This window comes from Herbidospora cretacea (genome assembly GCF_001570605.1).
Lineage (GTDB): Bacteria > Actinomycetota > Actinomycetes > Streptosporangiales > Streptosporangiaceae > Herbidospora > Herbidospora cretacea.
Window position 1 is genome coordinate 82,390 of the sequence record NZ_BBXG01000021.1, and the last position, 16,016, is coordinate 98,405.

Annotated in this window: 13 protein-coding genes; 7 read left to right on the top strand and 6 right to left on the bottom strand. The window is 72.2% G+C overall.

All coding sequences use genetic code 11. From position 1 onward, the window contains the following. The first annotated feature begins 201 nt into the window (after positions 1-201). The 3 genes from AW270_RS31080 to AW270_RS39190 are packed head-to-tail and all read left to right on the top strand — an operon-like array spanning position 202 to position 3,244. Complete coding sequence (locus AW270_RS31080) at positions 202-1,761, top strand: ATP-grasp domain-containing protein (RefSeq protein ID WP_157522864.1); 1,560 nt, start codon at positions 202-204, stop codon at positions 1,759-1,761. Further along, positions 1,758-2,990, top strand: coding sequence for a GNAT family N-acetyltransferase (locus AW270_RS31085; RefSeq protein WP_061299687.1), 1,233 nt, complete (start codon positions 1,758-1,760; stop codon positions 2,988-2,990). The genes AW270_RS31080 and AW270_RS31085 overlap by 4 nt, the downstream gene beginning before the upstream one ends. An 11-nt stretch (positions 2,991-3,001) precedes the next feature. Continuing rightward, positions 3,002-3,244 carry a hypothetical protein gene (locus AW270_RS39190; RefSeq protein WP_157522867.1) on the top strand — a complete coding sequence of 81 codons (243 nt, stop codon included), beginning with the start codon at positions 3,002-3,004 and terminating at the stop codon, positions 3,242-3,244. Here the strand turns inward: AW270_RS39190 and AW270_RS31090 are convergent. Next, positions 3,144-6,347 carry an IS630 transposase-related protein gene (locus tag AW270_RS31090; RefSeq protein ID WP_061299688.1) on the bottom strand — a complete coding sequence of 1,068 codons (3,204 nt, stop codon included), beginning with the start codon at positions 6,345-6,347 and terminating at the stop codon, positions 3,144-3,146. The genes AW270_RS39190 and AW270_RS31090 overlap by 101 nt on opposite strands. Positions 6,348-6,776: 429 nt before the next feature. On the opposite strand from AW270_RS31090, the gene AW270_RS31095 reads away from it, so the two are divergent. Further along, a complete protein-coding gene (locus tag AW270_RS31095; RefSeq protein ID WP_061299689.1) occupies positions 6,777-8,075 on the top strand; it encodes a hypothetical protein in 1,299 nt (432 codons plus the stop codon). On the opposite strand, the gene AW270_RS31100 is transcribed toward AW270_RS31095, so the two are convergent. Continuing rightward, on the bottom strand, positions 8,002-8,946 hold the full coding sequence (locus tag AW270_RS31100; protein WP_157522873.1) for a hypothetical protein: 945 nt from the start codon (positions 8,944-8,946) through the stop codon (positions 8,002-8,004). The two genes, AW270_RS31095 and AW270_RS31100, sit on opposite strands and share 74 nt — an antisense overlap. Positions 8,947-9,410: 464 nt before the next feature. After that, positions 9,411-9,821: a MarR family winged helix-turn-helix transcriptional regulator gene (locus AW270_RS31105; protein WP_061299691.1), complete on the bottom strand. Its 411-nt coding sequence runs from the start codon at positions 9,819-9,821 to the stop codon at positions 9,411-9,413. A gap of 107 nt (positions 9,822-9,928) precedes the next feature. Between AW270_RS31105 and AW270_RS31110 the strand changes: the two genes are divergently transcribed. Genes AW270_RS31110 through AW270_RS31120 form a run of 3 tightly spaced genes read left to right on the top strand, consistent with a single transcriptional unit; the run spans position 9,929 to position 13,024 of the window. Further along, entirely contained in the window at positions 9,929-11,317 is a 1,389-nt protein-coding gene (locus tag AW270_RS31110) for an MFS transporter (RefSeq protein WP_245674942.1), read from the top strand. 37 nt (positions 11,318-11,354) lie between these two features. Next, on the top strand, positions 11,355-12,428 hold the full coding sequence (locus AW270_RS31115; protein ID WP_061299692.1) for an adenosine deaminase: 1,074 nt from the start codon (positions 11,355-11,357) through the stop codon (positions 12,426-12,428). Then, complete coding sequence (locus AW270_RS31120; RefSeq protein ID WP_061299693.1) at positions 12,425-13,024, top strand: PH domain-containing protein; 600 nt, start codon at positions 12,425-12,427, stop codon at positions 13,022-13,024. Before AW270_RS31115 ends, AW270_RS31120 begins: the two co-directional genes overlap by 4 nt. Here the strand turns inward: AW270_RS31120 and AW270_RS31125 are convergent. The 3 genes from AW270_RS31125 to AW270_RS31135 are packed head-to-tail and all read right to left on the bottom strand — an operon-like array spanning position 13,021 to position 15,940. Next, positions 13,021-14,655, bottom strand: coding sequence for a phospho-sugar mutase (locus AW270_RS31125; RefSeq protein WP_061299694.1), 1,635 nt, complete (start codon positions 14,653-14,655; stop codon positions 13,021-13,023). The two genes, AW270_RS31120 and AW270_RS31125, sit on opposite strands and share 4 nt — an antisense overlap. A 14-nt stretch (positions 14,656-14,669) precedes the next feature. Continuing rightward, positions 14,670-15,470, bottom strand: coding sequence for a purine-nucleoside phosphorylase (locus AW270_RS31130; protein WP_082801958.1), 801 nt, complete (start codon positions 15,468-15,470; stop codon positions 14,670-14,672). Positions 15,471-15,487: 17 nt separating this feature from the next. Further along, complete coding sequence (locus tag AW270_RS31135) at positions 15,488-15,940, bottom strand: gamma-glutamylcyclotransferase family protein (RefSeq protein WP_082801959.1); 453 nt, start codon at positions 15,938-15,940, stop codon at positions 15,488-15,490. Between the last annotated feature and the right edge of the window lie 76 nt (positions 15,941-16,016).

Here is a 16,016-nt window from a genome sequence, read left to right on the forward strand (position 1 = left end):
GCAGATATGCATTTCCCCGTACGTCACCATTCTGCTTGACATCGGCCTGTCAATACTTCCAACATCATTTGCAGTAAGCCCGCGCGAACCCTCCTCCGTAAAGGTGGAAGTCAAGTGAACGTGCAATACCTGTTCGTTATGAACGGTGAAAGGGGCGGACTCCCGCTCTCCCGTACGGCGATGTCCCGGCACCGTCTGGTCGTGAAGAGCCGGCTCCTGGAGCGCCGGGTGCCCTGGCCCCACCGGGTCGCCGTGCGGACCCCCGCCCCGCACCGCGGCACCGTGGCGCTGATCGGCTCCGGCGGCCCCGGCGACACCGGGGCGCTGCTCGCCCAGGTCCGCCAGGGCGGCTACGACGTGGTGCTCGTCGACACCCTTCTCCCCACCGGTCTCCCCATGGGCGACGCCCCGGCGATCGCGGACCGGCTGCGCGTTCCGGCCATGACGGCCGCGGCCGTCGCCGAGGCGATCGAGGGCTACTCCCGCCGGGTCCAGGGCGTCATCTGCTGGGAGCCGCGCTACCAGCAGGTCGCGGCTGCGGCGGCGCTGCGGCTCGGGCTGCCCTCCTTCGGGGAGACCGCCGCCATCGGCAGCGCCGACCCCGTCAGCACCCAGGTCCTGCTCGCGGCGGCGGGCATGCGCACCCCCCGCTCGATCCTCGCCGTCTCGCCGGAGGAGGCCGACCGGGCCGCCCAGCTCATCGGCTGCCCGGTCCTGTTCGTCGCGCGCACCCCCGGGGGCAACCTGTCCCGGCGCCGGGTGGACGACCTCGCCGGCATCCCGGCCGGGTTCGCCGGAGCCCAGGCCGCCACGGGCGACAGCGGGGCCGTTCTCGTCGAGGAGGTACCGATGGGTTCACCGGTCACGGTGGAGTGCTGGGTGCGCTCGGGCGCGCCGATCGGGGTGGCGGTGGTCCGCCGGTTCGGTCAGTACGAGATCGTCGACGCCGCCGACCCCCTGACCGACGACGCCGACGTCGTCTCGGTGATCGAGGCCGCCGTGGCGGCCGTGGGCGTGCACGACGGGCACTGCGGCGTCGAGCTGCTGCTGTCCGACGACGGGGCGATCGTGACCGGTCTGCGGGCCGGCCCGCCCGACGCGCTGATCAGCCACGTCGTCGAACTCGTCACCGGGGTCAACATCCCGGCGGCGGCCGCGGCCATCAGCTGCGGCCAGGATCCCGCGCAGGACCGGCACCGCCAGCGCCGCGCCGCGCTCGTGACGCCCGTCGACATCCGCGCGCCCCGCCTGGAGGACCTCGACGACGACCTGCCCTACGCGGGCTGGATCGAGCGCTACGAGCCCGGCGGCCGGGCCGTCGTCACGGGCCGCAGCCCGCGCGAGTGCGCCCTGCGCGCCGCCCAGCTCCGGGCCGCCCACCTGCGCGCCGAGCACCTGTACATCCCGGCCGAGTGGCCGTTCCTGCCCCCGTCGTTCCAGCGCATCCGCGAACCGGAGCCCCAGCCGGTGACCGTCGCGGTGCCCGTGCCCGCGCCGACCCCGCTGCCCGTGCCCGCCCAGGTCGTTCTGGAGCCGCTGCCGCCCGCCCTCCCGGCCGCCGCGCCGCAGCTGATGATCGAACCGCTCGCCGTCCCGGCCCAAGAAGCCCCGGTGGAAGCCCCGGTGGACGCGGCAGCGGAGGTCGTGGCGGAGGTCGTGCCGGAGAACGTGCCGGAACCCGAACCGGAGGCGGCGGAGGAACAGCCGCCCGCGCCCGCGCGGCCGGTGATGCCGCCCAGCATGGCGAAGGCCCTGCAATGAGGGCGGGGAACTCGGCGGCCGTCTCCTTCTACGAGGAGTCCCCGGTTCCGGTCAGACGCCCGGGAACCGAGGAGGTCCGGCTGACGATGGCCCCCCTCCGCTCGGCTCCGGCCCGGTGGGACGAGCTCGTCCCCCGTACGGCGGCGGGGCTGTTCAACGGCCGGGCCTGGCACCAGACGCACGCCGACCCGGACGCCGCCGCCTGGCACGGGGTGGCCCTCGGCTGGGTCGGCGGCGCGGGGCGGCCCTCGCTGCGCACGGTGGTGCCGATGAGCCACTACGACCGGGCCCCCACCCGCCCCATGCTCGACCCCTCCCGGCTGTTCGGCTCGATGCTGCGCGGCGGCCGGCTGCGCACGCCGGAGGCGTGGGGGAGGATCACCCTGATCGGGGCGACCGCCGGATACCGCACCGTCCCCGTCTGCCACCCCGACGACGAGCACCTGTGGGCGCGCGCGGTCGAGTACGCGATCCCCGACGACGGCGCGGCCGTCATCCTCTACCTCGACGGCCCCACGGCCGGCCGCCTGTCCCGCTACTTCCCGCGCGCGCCCCTCATCCTGACCCACGCGCGGACCACCATGCGGATCCAGGGGGCCACCTTCGAGGAGCACCTGGCGGCGCTGCCGCGCTCGCGGCGGACGCTGGCCCACCGCGAGGAGCGCGTCTTCGAGGACGGCGCCCGCGTGGTCAAGGTGCTGCCGCTGACGGCGGCCCTGCTGCCCGACCTGGCCCGGCTGCACCCGACGCCCAAGGAGGCCACCTCCGCCGAGCGGGAACTGCGCCGCTACCTCGCCTCACCGCTCGCGGCCTCGGCTCACGTGATCATGGCAACGCACAACGGCGTCCCGGTCGGCTACCGGCTGGTCTTCCAGCACGGCGACGGCCTGGTCGCCCACCGCATCACGGTCGACCCCCGGCGCACCGGCCACTTCGCCGAGCAGCCGGTGCTCCAGGCGCACGCCCCGGTCCGGATGTGCCTGGCCCGGCACCTCCAGGAGATCGACTTCGGCGTCGGCGGGTTCACCGACAAGCTGCGGCGCGGCGCCCGGCTGCTGCCGCTGTGGTCGCTGCTGCTGCGCCCGCCGGTCGGCTGGACGGCCCGGCACACCCGCGAGGTCAACCGCAGGCGCGCGGGCGAGCTCTTCGACGCGTACGCGCAGGACATGGACGTCGACGACCTGGCCCTGCTCCGGCTCATCTCCCAGACCGGCATGTTCGCCGCCTAGAAGGAGCCCTCATGACGCACTCCATCTTCGGCTCGTTCGAGGACGAGTACTCCGGCCGCCGTCCCTACGCGGACGCCGACTCCATCACCACCCTGGTCGACTCCTTCCGGCTGGCGGCGACCGACGACGACGTCCGCGAGCTGTTCGACCAGCTCAACTACCATCTGGTCGCGGTGGAGAACCTGCTGACGTCCTGGTATGCCCGCAAGCATCCGGAGCGTCCGCTGCCGCTTCCGCGCCGACCAACGCGGTGATCGTGCGGGAGTCGGCGCCCGCGCAGACGGCCAGCACGACCGGGTCGCCGACCCCGCCCGCCCACGCCGCCCGCACCGCGAGGTCACGGGCGGCGGTGGCCAGCGCCTCGGTGTGAGCGGCCTCGGCGACGGCCCGCACGGCCGCCGCCACGTCGTCCAGCAGCGGACGGCAGGCCCGCGCCAGGCCCGCCGTCCGCCGGTCCAGTTCGGCCCGGCTCGCCGCCAGGGCCGTCAGGGTCTCCTCACGTGTGGGGGAGGGCCGCAGCGCGCGGACCCGGGCCTGGGTGAGGTCCCCGGCCTCCGCGAGCAGCCCGACCACGTTGACCCCCGCGGCCAGCGCCGCCCGGACCTCGTCGTCGCGCCCCCGGCGCGCCTCGCCCAGCAGGACGGCGGCCCGCGCCACCTCGGCCCGCGCCTCCGGACCGGGCCGCCCGGACGGCGGCAGCAGCAGCAGGTCGGACCCGAGCCCCTCCAGGATCCGCCCCAGCGTGTACGGGCTGATCCGCGCCACCTCGCACATCGCCGTCACCGTGCGGTGCCCCTCGCGCCAGGCCCGGCGGACGGCGTCCCCGTGCTCGGCCCGCCGCATGCGGACCAGGGCGGCCGAGGCGGCGATCCGGGCCAGGAAGGCGGCCTCCTGGGCCCGGGCCCGCGCCCGCACCTCCCGCCGGACCGCCCGCACCCGGCCCTCGGGCAGCCCGCTGGCCCGCATCAGGGCGGCGAGCCCGGTCACCCCGGCGCGCACGCACGCGCGCACCGCCTCGATGTGCCCGGCGTCGATCGGCTCGGAGACGAAGGGCATGTCAGCTTCCGGCAGCCCGGTCCAGGCGGCCACCAGGGCGGCGTCCCTGGCCCCGGCGGCGTGCAGGACCCTGAGCGTCTCCCGCAGCGTCTCCCCGGCCGCGTCGCCGGACCTGCGGGCCGCCGCGAGGTCGGCCGCCGCGGCGCGCACGGCGTCCAGGAGCGGCCCGGACCGCTGCCCGTGGACGGCCAGCCGCCGCGACCGCCGGGCGTGTGTGCGGCACTGGTCGCCCATCACGGCCCGGTTGGCGCAGCCCGCCGGCCAGACGCACAGGTAGGGCGTGCCGGCCGCGACGACCAGGACGGGCCGCCGGGCCAGGGCGGCGGCCAGTTCCTTGGACTTCCATCCGGCCTCGTCCGCGACGACCAGGCAGAGCGGCCCGCCGGCCTCCTCCAGCAGCAGCTCGGCGAACGAGATCAGGGTCGCCGCGCGCACCCGGCCCCGGTAGCGGGCCCGCGGATACCAGGCGAACCGCGTCTCACCCGCGCGGTCGAGGGCGACCATGAGGCTCAGGTCTCCGCCCAGCCGCGCCTCGGCGACGAACCGGACGGCCGCGCCCGCGCCGGCGTGCGCCAGGTAGCGCGGCAGGGTCTCCTGCTCCCAGCGGCCGGGCTCGGCCGACGGGGTCTCCTCGGGCCACAGGCCCTCGTCCCGCAGCGAGGAGACGGCGCGGGCCGCGTCGACGCCCAGCAGGGCGGTGAGGGTCCGCATGGTCAGCAGGGCGGGCGGGCCGGTCAGGACGAGGTCGCGCAGCCGGTCGCCGGGCACCGGCCGCCGCCGGGCGCGTTCCCGGGCGGCGGCGATCCGCACCTGGCGGTCGGCCGTCCCCACGGGGCCGCGCGGCGGGTGCTCCATCTCCAGCGAGGGCGGCTCGGGCCGGTGGAGTTCATGCCGCCGGTGGAAGTGGCGGCGGCACAGCGCCTGGACGGGGTCGTCCTCCGGGACCCGCCAGACGCGTTCGCCGCAGCCATCGGGCCAGGTGCAGTAGAAGGCGTCGCCCACGGTCGTGGCGGTGGCGTCGAGTTCCCGGGAGCGCCAGCCGGAGCCGTCGGTGACCACGAGGCACTGCGGGGCGGTGAGGTCCTCGCGCAGCCGCCGGGTGAAGTCGGCCAGCGTCGCGGCGCGCATGCGGCCCTGGTAGCGGGCCTCCTCGTACCAGGCGAAGCGGCGTTCCTGCCCGGGGGTGACGGCCAGCAGCAGCGTGCGCCCGCCCGGCAGCGGCACCTCCTGGACGAACCGCACGTCCGCGCCGGCCCCCGCCTCGTCGTGGAAGAGCGGTAGCACGTCGTGACACCAGCGGCCCACAGCGGGTGACCCCGGCGGCACCACCGGCGGCAGCGGTCCGTCGGGCCACAGGTTCTGCGCGGACAGCAGGACTTCGGCCTCGCCGGTACTGACCGGATGACCGATAACCCCGCCGAGCCGCTCGGCGAGCCGGCGCATCGTCCACAACCCGGAGGGCGGCCCGCCCACGACGGCCCGGCGCAGGTCGGGCGCCGAGGCGGTCGCCCGCACCAGGGGCGGCCGGACCGACCGGGCCGCGCCCCCTTCGCGCACCCACAGCGTCAGCGGCAGCGCGGCCACCCCGCGCGCGCATTCCGGCAGGTCGAAGACGGGATGGCGGGCCGCGATGAGACAGGTGGGGCGGCCGGTCCCGGCCACCAGCCCGGCCGCGAAGTCGAGGAACGTCGCCGCGCTCGCGGGCCCGGAGTAGGCCCGGAACAGCAGCGGGCCGCCCGGGATCAGGGCGTAGGCCAGGTGGAAGCCGAAAGTCGCGGCGGGGTGGGCCGAACGCGGCAGCGGCGCGCCGATGTCCACCAGCCCGCCGCGCATCAGGAGCGCGTCCTGTTCCCGTGCTTTCTCTTTTATGTACGCGTAACGCTGTTTCCACAATCGGTCGGCGCCGTCCGGCCACGTGACGAGAGAGTGACGCGGCCATAAACCGAGTGAACGCAGCAGCCGGCCGATGCTGGTGAGCGTCAATGAGACGCCGTGGTCACGCGCGACGAGCTCGTTCACGAGTTCCCGCGTCCACAGCCGCCCTGTCAAGCCCGACCGCTCCGGCTCGGCCAGCAGGGCGGTCGCCAGGTCGTGGAGGCCGTCGGGGGAGAGCGCGGACGGCCGGCCCTGCAACGGACTGGCCTGCAACTTCTCCGGGGCCGAGCGGGCCTGGCGGAGCCATTCGTAGATCGACGACCGGGAGACGCCCATGTTCCGGCTCACCTGGGCGACGCCCTCACCCGCCTCGACGCGGGTCACGGCGGCGGTGCGCAGGGACGCGAGGAAGGCGCGTCCGTCCACATCCCGCATTCGATGCGGCCGACTTGTCAAATCCTTGTCAATGACCGAGTAATGATCCACGTGCGACCAAATAACACGAATTCTCCCCCTATGCAAACAATCTACTCGTCAAAGGAGTCAGGAAACCTGACACAAATAGGGGCCCTCCAGGAGAGGTGCCCTGACCAGTGCCGTAGCGGCCGAGTATCTGCCGCCCCAAACCAGAATTTCGGTCCAGACGGGATGGGCATGAACTGAGAAAGGGTTACTGATTAGTCCCGTGAACACGTTTGCTGGTGGTCAAGTTGTCCTGTCACGTCTATGCTCCGTTTGACGCACTTGATCAAGGCGTCGCTTGACGCACCGTGTTAGGCGAGGAGCACAGTGCCCGAGAAGATCGCCCAACGTGTTCGAGCCGCTCGCCTGCAGAGAGGGTTGTTGCCATTCCAAGTGACGTCCGAACTGGACGCCGACTCGATCGAACGGATTGAAAGCGGAGACCTCGAACCCACCGCGGGCATGATCAGGATCATCGCGCGAGGACTCCACTGCTCCCCCCTGTGGCTGACCGACGGACTCGACCCGCACATGATCGCGGGACTTCGGGCCGAAGCCGCCAAGGCGGGCGCCGCCCTGGCGGAAGGGCGGTTCTCCGAGGCGCGGGACCGCTACGCGACGCTGCTCCGGCAGCCGCCGCTCGGCATGGTCCCCGACCTCTGGCGGCAGGCCGAGCTCGGCCAGGCCCACGCGGCCGAACGCGAAGGCGACCTCCCTCAGGTGATCACCAGGGTGACCCGCCTCCTCGACGCCCATCTCGACGAGCCCGCCGAGAGGGTGGCCCGGGCGAGCGGGCACTGGACGCAGTTCGTCGACTACCGCGTCCGGCTGGCCACCGTGCTGTGCCGGAGCCACCTCGAAGCGGGTGACATTTCGGCCAGCGTGGCCGTCGGCGAGCGCGCGCTCGACCGTGAGATCGGCGCGGCCGGCTGGACTTCGAGCGTCATAGAGCTCGGTTGCGCCCTGATTTCGACCTACGGAGAGCAGGTCGACCTCGGTTCTCACCCCGAAGAGGCCGGACATGGTTCGCATCTGCGATTGCATCTGCTGCTGAGCGAGCTGACGAGCGCCGCGATAGAGCTCGGAGAGCCCCGCGGCCGAATTGCGGTCGCCTGGCAGAACGGGATCACGGCCGCGAGATCGAAAATGTCGTCCACCGCGAGAGGGCTTTTCGAGCAGGCGCTGTCCCTCTACGCGGCCGGCTACCACGATCCCCACGGCCTGGCGCGGCTCCGGGCGAGCATGGCCGGGGAGATGGTCACGGCCGACCCCGAGGCGGTCGAGGAGATCCATCCGCTCCTCATGGGGGCCCAGATCGAGCTGGCCGACGCGGCGGCCGGGATCGTCGACCGGGGCCGCTGCACCCTCGCGCTGGCCCGCGCCGACGTCCTCAGAGGCGATCACCGCCAGGCCGTCGACCGGGCCAACGAGGTCGTCAAAGCCGTCGGCGAGACGGCCGCGCTGCTGGTCGTCCACGCCTCGGAGGTCATCGCCGAGGCACACCTGCGGCTCGGCGAGGCCTGGGAGGCCGAACAGGCCCTCGTGGCCGCCGCCGAGCGCTGGGAGACGATGACCTCCCGCGAACGCGCCTCGGCGATGTGGATGCGGGTCGCCGACCTCAGATCGCGGGGCGGCGACCTGGAAGGCGGCCGAGCGGCCCTGGACCGGGCGCTCGCCGTGATCGGGGTCTGAGCCCGCGCAGCAGGTCGGCGGGCTCCCGTCCCAGGTGCCGCAGCACGCAGCACAGGTGCGGATAGACGGCCTCGGCGCGCGGATAGCGGTCGGTGGGCGCGGCGCGCTCGTGCGCCTCGAAGGCGGCGATCAGCGCCTCGGGATAGTCGGCCAGGTAGACGCCCGAGATGCGCGGCGCGAACATCGACAGCTCCCGGTCGAGCTGCCAGTAGTAGGACACCAGGTCGGTGAGCGGCTCACACGCCTTGACCAGGTCGTCGTGGTTGTCGAAGCGGGGCACCGGATGGTCGTGGTCGCAGAAGGGCAGGTCGTCCTCGGACGCCACCTCCTCCGGCTCTCCGGGGTCGAGGGGCACGTCGGGGAACTCGATCTCGCTCTCGCCGCCGGTCTCCAGCAGGATCCGGCGGGCCGTGGCCAGCGGGGGATAGCCGAGGGTGAGGCCGCGCAGGGCCCTCGGCAGCTCGGCGAACGCGTCCATGCCCGCGAAGGTGTGGTTGGCGGGGGATTCCTTGCGATGGGACAGCAGCGCCCAGGCGGCCGTCTCAGCGGCTTCTGGGGGCAGCGCGTCGCGGTAGCAGGCGACGAGCGCCTCCAGCTCGAACAGCTCTCCGTACGTCTCCTCGCGGCCCGCCGTGATGTGCAGGGCGTTGCCGTCGACGAGCTCGCGGTGGTATTCCAGGCCCACTCTGCGGGCGCGGGTGCACCAGGCCTGCGCCTCGTCGAGCGGAAGGGTGAATCGGCCGAACGGCTTGCGCCCGGAAAGGAGGGCGCCGGCGATCCAGCGTTCACTCCAGCCGGGTCCGTCGTAGGGGGAGGGATCGGCGAGATCTCGCAGTAGCCCTTGAGAAAGGATCTCATTCCACGGGCTCACTAGAGAACTTCTGAATCCATTCATGGCCGGCCCGGTGAAATCCCAGACCCGGTATCCGTGCCACACGGCCAGTATCCGCGTCCAGGCGCCGAACTCGCTTTCCGCGCGTTGTCCGTCGTATAGGCCGTGCAATGGGTTGCCGAAGTCGTCCTGGAAGGGTCCGGGTTGGCACCGTCCTACGGGGCTCACCGGCGTTCGATCATCATATAGGGGCGTCCAGCCGCGCACGGGGCCGGGCCTCCTTTCCGCCATAGGGATTGTCAGGCTCCCCACCGGCACCTTCAGAAGCGCGCCGAAACCGAAAAGAATTTTGCCTGATCAACGATCGGTCGCGCAATGCACCAAATTAACCATGATGGGCAAATTGCGCTGCACGTGCATCCTCACGTGCCTCCGAAAAATACTTTCCCTTTTCGTGCGGTCCGAAATAGGCGGACGACGGCGGATCCGCGGGAGGGCGGCGATCAGGCGGGCGTGGTCCCCAGATGGGCGCGGAGCACCCGCCGCTGCGTGGGCAGCGCCTCAGAATGACGTACGCGCCCGGCGTCGGTCAGGTTCACGAAGACCCCGCGCCGGTCGTCGGCGCACATCGACCGCACCACGAAGCCCGACTTCTCCAGCCGGGCGATCAGCCGGGAGAGGGCGCTCTGGCTCAGGCTCACGCCGGCGGCGAGCTCCTGCACGCGGAACTTGCCGCCCGGGCTCAGGCAGACGCCCTCGACGAGCCGGTCGAGCACCTCGAACTCGCTCACGCCCAGGTCGTGGTGGTCCTGCAGCTCGCGCTCCAGGTCGGAGACGATCGCGGCGTGCCTGGCGGACAGCTCACGCCAGGTCGAGACCACGTCGGCGTCGACGTCGTTGTCGATCTCGGTCATCGTTCCACTCCAGATTTCCTTCGCCGCACCATAGCACCGGGACCAGTCGTATGCAAACGCATTATTTGCTTGTGCATTGAATGCATGTGCATGTAACGTCCTCGACCATGATGTCTACTCGTGAGGGCCGCTGGGGGGCCTCCCTTTGGGGCGTCCTCATCGTGCTCTGCACCGTCGTCTTCCTCGACGGACTCGACGTTTCGATGGTCGGCGTGGCGCTGCCGTCCATCCAGGCCGAACTCGGCATGTCGACCTCGGCGCTCCAGTGGGTGGTCAGCGGGTACGTCCTCGGCTACGGCGGCCTGCTGCTCCTCGGCGGACGGACCGCCGATCTGCTGGGGCGGCGCCGGGTCCTGCTCGTCGCCCTGGGCGTCTTCGCCTTCGCCTCCCTGCTCGGCGGCATCGTCGACAGCGGCGCCCTGCTCATCGCGGCCCGGTTCGTGAAGGGCATGTCGGCCGCCTTCACCGCCCCCGCGGCGCTGTCGATCATCACCACGACCTTCGCCGAGGGGCCCGAGCGCAACCGGGCCCTGAGCATCTTCACCGCCTGCGCGGCCAGCGGTTTCTCCCTCGGGCTGATCCTGTCCGGGCTGCTGACCGAGCTCGGCTGGCGGTGGACCTTCCTCATGCCCGTGCCGGTCGCCATCGCGGCGCTGATCGCCGGGGCCCGGCTGCTGCCCCGCTCGGAGGAGCGCGGCGAGGGCGGCTACGACGTCTTCGGGGCGCTCACCATCACCGGCGGCATGCTGCTGCTCGTCTTCACCGTGGTCGAGGCTCCGGAGGTGGCGGTCGCCCGGACCGTCGCGACCGGGGTCGTCGCCCTCGTCCTGCTGGGTGTGTTCGTCTGGTGGGAGCTGCGGACCAGGCACCCCTTGGTCCGGCTCGGGATCCTGCGGTCGGCGCCGCTGCGCCGGGCCAACCTCGGGCTCGTCATCCTCTTCGGGTCGTACGTCGGGTTCCAGTTCGTCGCCATGCAGTTCTTCCAGAACACGCTCGGCTGGTCGGCGCTGGCCACCTCGCTGGCCTTCCTGCCGGCGGGGCTGCTCGTGGCGCTGTTCTCCACCCGGGTCGGGTCGCTGGCCGACCGCCACGGCACCCCGAAGATCATCCTGGGCGGGGCGGTGTCGCTGGTCGCCGCCTACCTGATCTTCCTGAACGTCGCGTCGAACCCGACGCTCTGGCTCATCATCCCGGGGATGCTGCTGCTCGGCGCGGCGTTCGCGCTGGCGTTCCCCTCGCTCAACATCCAGGGGACCAACGGGGTCGCCGACGCGGAACAGGGGCTCGCGTCGGGGCTCATCAACACCTCGGGCCAGGTCGGCGGGGCGGTCGTGCTGGCCGTCGTGACCGCCACCCTGACGTCGAGCGGGTCGGTCCAGGCCGCGATCGTCGTCTCGGCCGTGTTCGCCCTCATCGGGCTCGGCATCGCGATCACGGGGGTGGTCGGGGCGCGGGCCGCCGCCCGCTCCGCCGAGCCGGTTCTGGAGGCCGTGTAGCAGATCATATTTGCGCAGGTGACGGTAGTATGCCGCAATGACCCTGCCCACTTTTGAGCAGATCCGCCAGGCCCCCAAGGTGCTTCTTCACGATCACCTCGACGGGGGCCTGCGCACGGAAACGATCATCGAGCTGGCGCGTGAGACCGGCTACGACAAACTGCCCTCCACCGACGCCGCCGAGCTGGCCGCGTGGTTCCGCGAGTCGGCCGACTCGGGGTCGCTGGAGCGCTATCTGGAGACCTTCGCCCACACCGTGGGCGTCATGCAGACCCGCGAGGCACTGGTCAGGGTGGCCGCGGAGTGCGCGGAGGACCTCGCGAACGACGGAGTGGTCTACGCCGAGGTCCGCTACGCCCCCGAACAGCACACCGAGCGCGGCCTGACGCTCGACGAGATCGTCCAGGCCGTCAACGAGGGGTTCCGGATCGGGTCCGAAGGACGCGGCATCCGGGTCGGCGCGCTCCTGACGGCCATGCGCCACCAGGCGCGGTCGATGGAGATCGCCGAACTGGCGGTGCGCTACCGCGACGTCGGCGTGGTCGGCTTCGACATCGCCGGGGCCGAGGCGGGCTACCCGCCCACGCGCCACATCGACGCCTTCGAGTACCTCCAGCGGGAGAACGCCCACTTCACCATCCACGCCGGTGAGGGCTTCGGGCTGCCGTCGATCTGGCAGGCCATCCAGTGGTGCGGGGCCGACCGGCTCGGCCACGGGGTGCGGATCATCGACGACATCACCGTGTCGGGAGACGACGCGAAGCTGGGCCGGCTGGCCGCCTACGTGCGGGACATGCGGATCCCGCTGGAGATGTGCCCGACGTCCAACATCCAGACCGGGGCGGCCGACTCGATCGCCGACCACCCGATCGGGCTGCTGCGCCGCCTCCAGTTCCGGGTCACCGTCAACACCGACAACCGGCTGATGAGCGGCACCTGCGTCAGCAAGGAGTTCGCCCAGCTCGTCGACGCCTTCGGCTACGGCTGGGACGACCTCCAGTGGTTCACCGTCAACGCCATGAAGTCGGCTTTCATCCCCTTCGACGACCGGCTCGCGCTGATCAACGGGGTGATCAAGCCGGGGTTCGCGCAGTTGAAGTGGCGCGCATGACCTTCCGTTCGAAGACGGCCTGGTTCTTCGGCTGGGCGTGGCTGGTGTTCGTCGTGATCAACACGGTCGACCTGATCGTGCGGGGCACGCTGCCGTCGGCGCTGGTCGTGGGCGCCTTCCTCGGCCTCGTGACGTGGATGACCTACTTCCTGGCGCTGCGGCCGGCCACGATCACCGAGGCGGGGGGCGTGCGGGTCCGCAACCCGTTCCGGACCGCCTACCTGCCGTGGGCGTCCATCGACGAGGTCACCGTTACCGGCGCGATCACGATCACCGCCGGTGAGCTGACCGTCCGCTGCTGGACGCCGATGCCCACCGCGCGCGAGCGGGCCAAGAGCCTGCGGACGCAGGACCGCCAGGTCAGGCGGGGCCGCTATCCGACCTCTCAGCCGACCCTCACCAAGGGCGAGCAGGCCGCCCGCGAGGCGATGGCCGGCCGCACCCACGCCGACTGGGTGGCCGACCAGATCAGGGAACAGGTCACCACGAAGAAGCGCGACTCCACCGGCGAGCCGGCCGTGACGTGGGCGGTCGACTCGATCGCCGCGACGGTGGCGATGGTGGTGCTGGCCGTCGCGGCGATCCTGGTGCTCTAGAGGTCCAGGGCCGTGCGGAGATCGGCCTTCAGCGCCTCGATCTGAGCGGCCGCCGCCTCCCGCGTCTCGACGATCCCGGTCACCGGGAGCACGAGTTCCAGGTAGCACTTGAGCTTCGGCTCGGTGCCGCTCGGCCGGATCACCACCCGGCCGCCGCCGGACAGCCGGTAGCGCAGGCCGTCGGTCGGGGGCAGGTCGGGGGAGCCCGCCGCCAGGTCGTCGACCGCCTCGACGGTCCGGCCGCCCAGCTCGGCGGGCGGGTCGGCCCGCAGCCGGGACATCGCGCCGGTGATCTGGGACAGGTCGTCGACGCGGAAGGAGAGCTGGCTGGTGGCGTGCAGGCCGTAGCGGACCGCCTGTTCGTCGAGCAGGTCGGTGAGGCTCAGGCCGCGCTGCTTGGCCTCGGCGGCGATGGCCGCGACGGTCAGCGCCGCGCCGATGCCGTCCTTGTCGTGGACGGGCAGGCCCTCGTCGGAGCCGACGCTGTACCCCAGCGCCTCCTCGTAGCCGAAGACCAGCCCCTCGCCGGCCTTCATGATCCACTTGAACCCGGTCAGGGTCTCCCGGTGTCGCACGCCGTGGGCCTCGGCGATCCGCCCGAGCAGCGACGACGACACGATCGTGGTGGCCACCAGGCGGTCGGGTCCGCTCGTCGAGCGCAGCACGTGTTCGGCCAGCAGCCCGCCGACCTCGTCACCCGTCAGCATCCGGAACGTGCCGTCGGCCTGCCGGGCCCCCACGGCGCAGCGGTCGGCGTCGGGGTCGTTGGCGATCACCAGGTCGGCGCTGACGGCCGAGGCGGAGGCCAGCTCCAGGGCCAGGTCCATCGCGCCCGGCTCCTCCGGGTTGGGGAAGGCCACCGTCGGGAAGTCGGGGTCGGGCCGCGACTGCACCCCCACGCTCATCGGCGAGGCGAACCCGGCCAGCATGAACGCCTGCCCCAGCGTGGTCCCGCCGACGCCGTGGAGAGGGGTGTACGCCACCCGCAGATCCCGCGCCGAACCCAGCGGCAGCGACGTCACCGCCTCCAGATAGGGGGCGAGGATGTCGCGGGCCGACAGGGTCGTCCAGTCTTCGCCGAGGGGCAGCTCGTCGACCCGCCCGGCCGCGTCGATCGCCGCCGAGATCTCCGCGTCGACCGGCGGGATGATCTGCGCGCCGTCGCCCCAGTAGACCTTGTAGCCGTTGTCGCGGGGAGGGTTGTGCGAGGCCGTCACCATCACCCCGGCGTCGGCCTTGAGGTGGCGGACCGCGAAGGCCAGCACCGGCGTCGGGAAGAGCCCGCCCATCAAGGACACCTGGAGGCCCGCCCCGGTCAGGACGGCGGCGGTGTCGCGCGCGAACACGTCGGAGTTGTGCCGCGCGTCGTATCCGACGACCACGTGACGGCCCGGCCCCAGCACGGCCGCCAGCCCGGCCGCCGCGCGCATCACGGTCACCCGGTTCATCCGGTTGGGGCCCGCGCCGAGTTCGCCGCGCAGACCGGCCGTGCCGAACTCCAGCTTCGCGCCGAACCGGTCGGTCAGCCCGTCGTGGTCGCCCGATTCCAGGAGCGAGGCCAGTTCCGCCCGGGTCACCGGGTCGGGGTCCTGGCCGAGCCACTCCTGCGCGCGTGCCGTCAGATCGTTCATCGCCGTCCCCGAGTTCAGAGCTTGCCGACGACCTGGCTGAGCAGGCCACCCATGCGCTGCGCGGTGGCCCTGCCGACCTCGAGGACCTCCTCGTGGTTCAGCGGCTCCCCGACGAGCCCGGCGCCCGGATTGGTGACCAGCGACAGCGCCAGCACCTCCGCGCCGCACTGCCGGGCCGCGATGGCCTCCAGCACAGTGGACATGCCGATCAGATCCCCCCCAAGGGTGCGGAGCATGCGGATCTCGGCCGGAGTCTCATAAGTCGGGCCGCGGAAGGCGACGTACACGCCCTCGGCGAGCGACGGGTCGGTCTCCCGGGCGAGCGCGCGCAGCCGCTTGGAGTAGACCTCGGTCAGGTCGAGGAAGGTCGCGCCGGTCAGCGGGTTGGCGCCGGTCATGTTGATGTGGTCGCTGATCAGGACCGGGTCGCCCACGTTCTGGGTCTCCGGGCGCAGGCCGCCGGCGGCGTTGGTCAGCACGACCACGCGCGCCCCGGCCGCGCATGCGGTCCGGACGCCGTGGACGACCGGCTCGACGCCGAGGCCCTCATAGAGGTGAGTGCGGCCCAGGAAGATCAGGACGTGCTGCCCGTTGGGGGCCTTGACGGCCCGGATCCGCCCCGCGTGGCCCTCGACGGCCGGGGGCGCGAAACCGGGCAGGTCGGTCGAGGGGAACTCCGCCAGGGGCTCGCCGATGGCGTCGGCGGCCGGCACCCAGCCGGACCCCATCACGAGCGCGACGTCGAACGCGTCGACACCCGTCTTCGCGCGCAGCGCGGACGCCGCGTCGGCGGCCAGGGAAAATGCGTTACTCACGCCCCCGAGCGTACAGATCAGTCACCGAGGGACTTACAGGGACGTGCACGCAGTTCGTGGACGTAGTCATCGGGAGCTCCAGCCTTCTCGGCGGCGTCGGCGATGATGCCGAGATAGCGCGCCGAGGGAAGCCCGCCCTCATAGGAGTCGACCACGTAGAACCAGGCCAGCACGTCGCCGTCGAGCGTGGCCACCCGCAGCCGGATCTTCTTGTAGAGCCCCAGGTCGAGGCCGGTCCAGCGGTCGAGGGACGGCTCGTCCCACTCCGGGACGTCGTAGAGGACGATGAAGACCTGCGCGCCCTCGTCTTCGACCACCGTCGCGAGCGGGCCCTCCCAGCCGACGTCCTCCCCGCCGAAGGTGAGCCGCCAGCCGTTCAGCCAGCCGGTTCCCCTCATCGGCGAGTGGGGCGCCCGCTCAGCCATCTGCTTCGGATCCATGTTGCTGCCATAGGCGGCGTATACAGGCACCGCATCAGACTAGACCAAGATCGCCCGCCGGGCCGGTCGTGGCGGTTGCGCGTAGTCGTGCCGTTACACCTCCCCG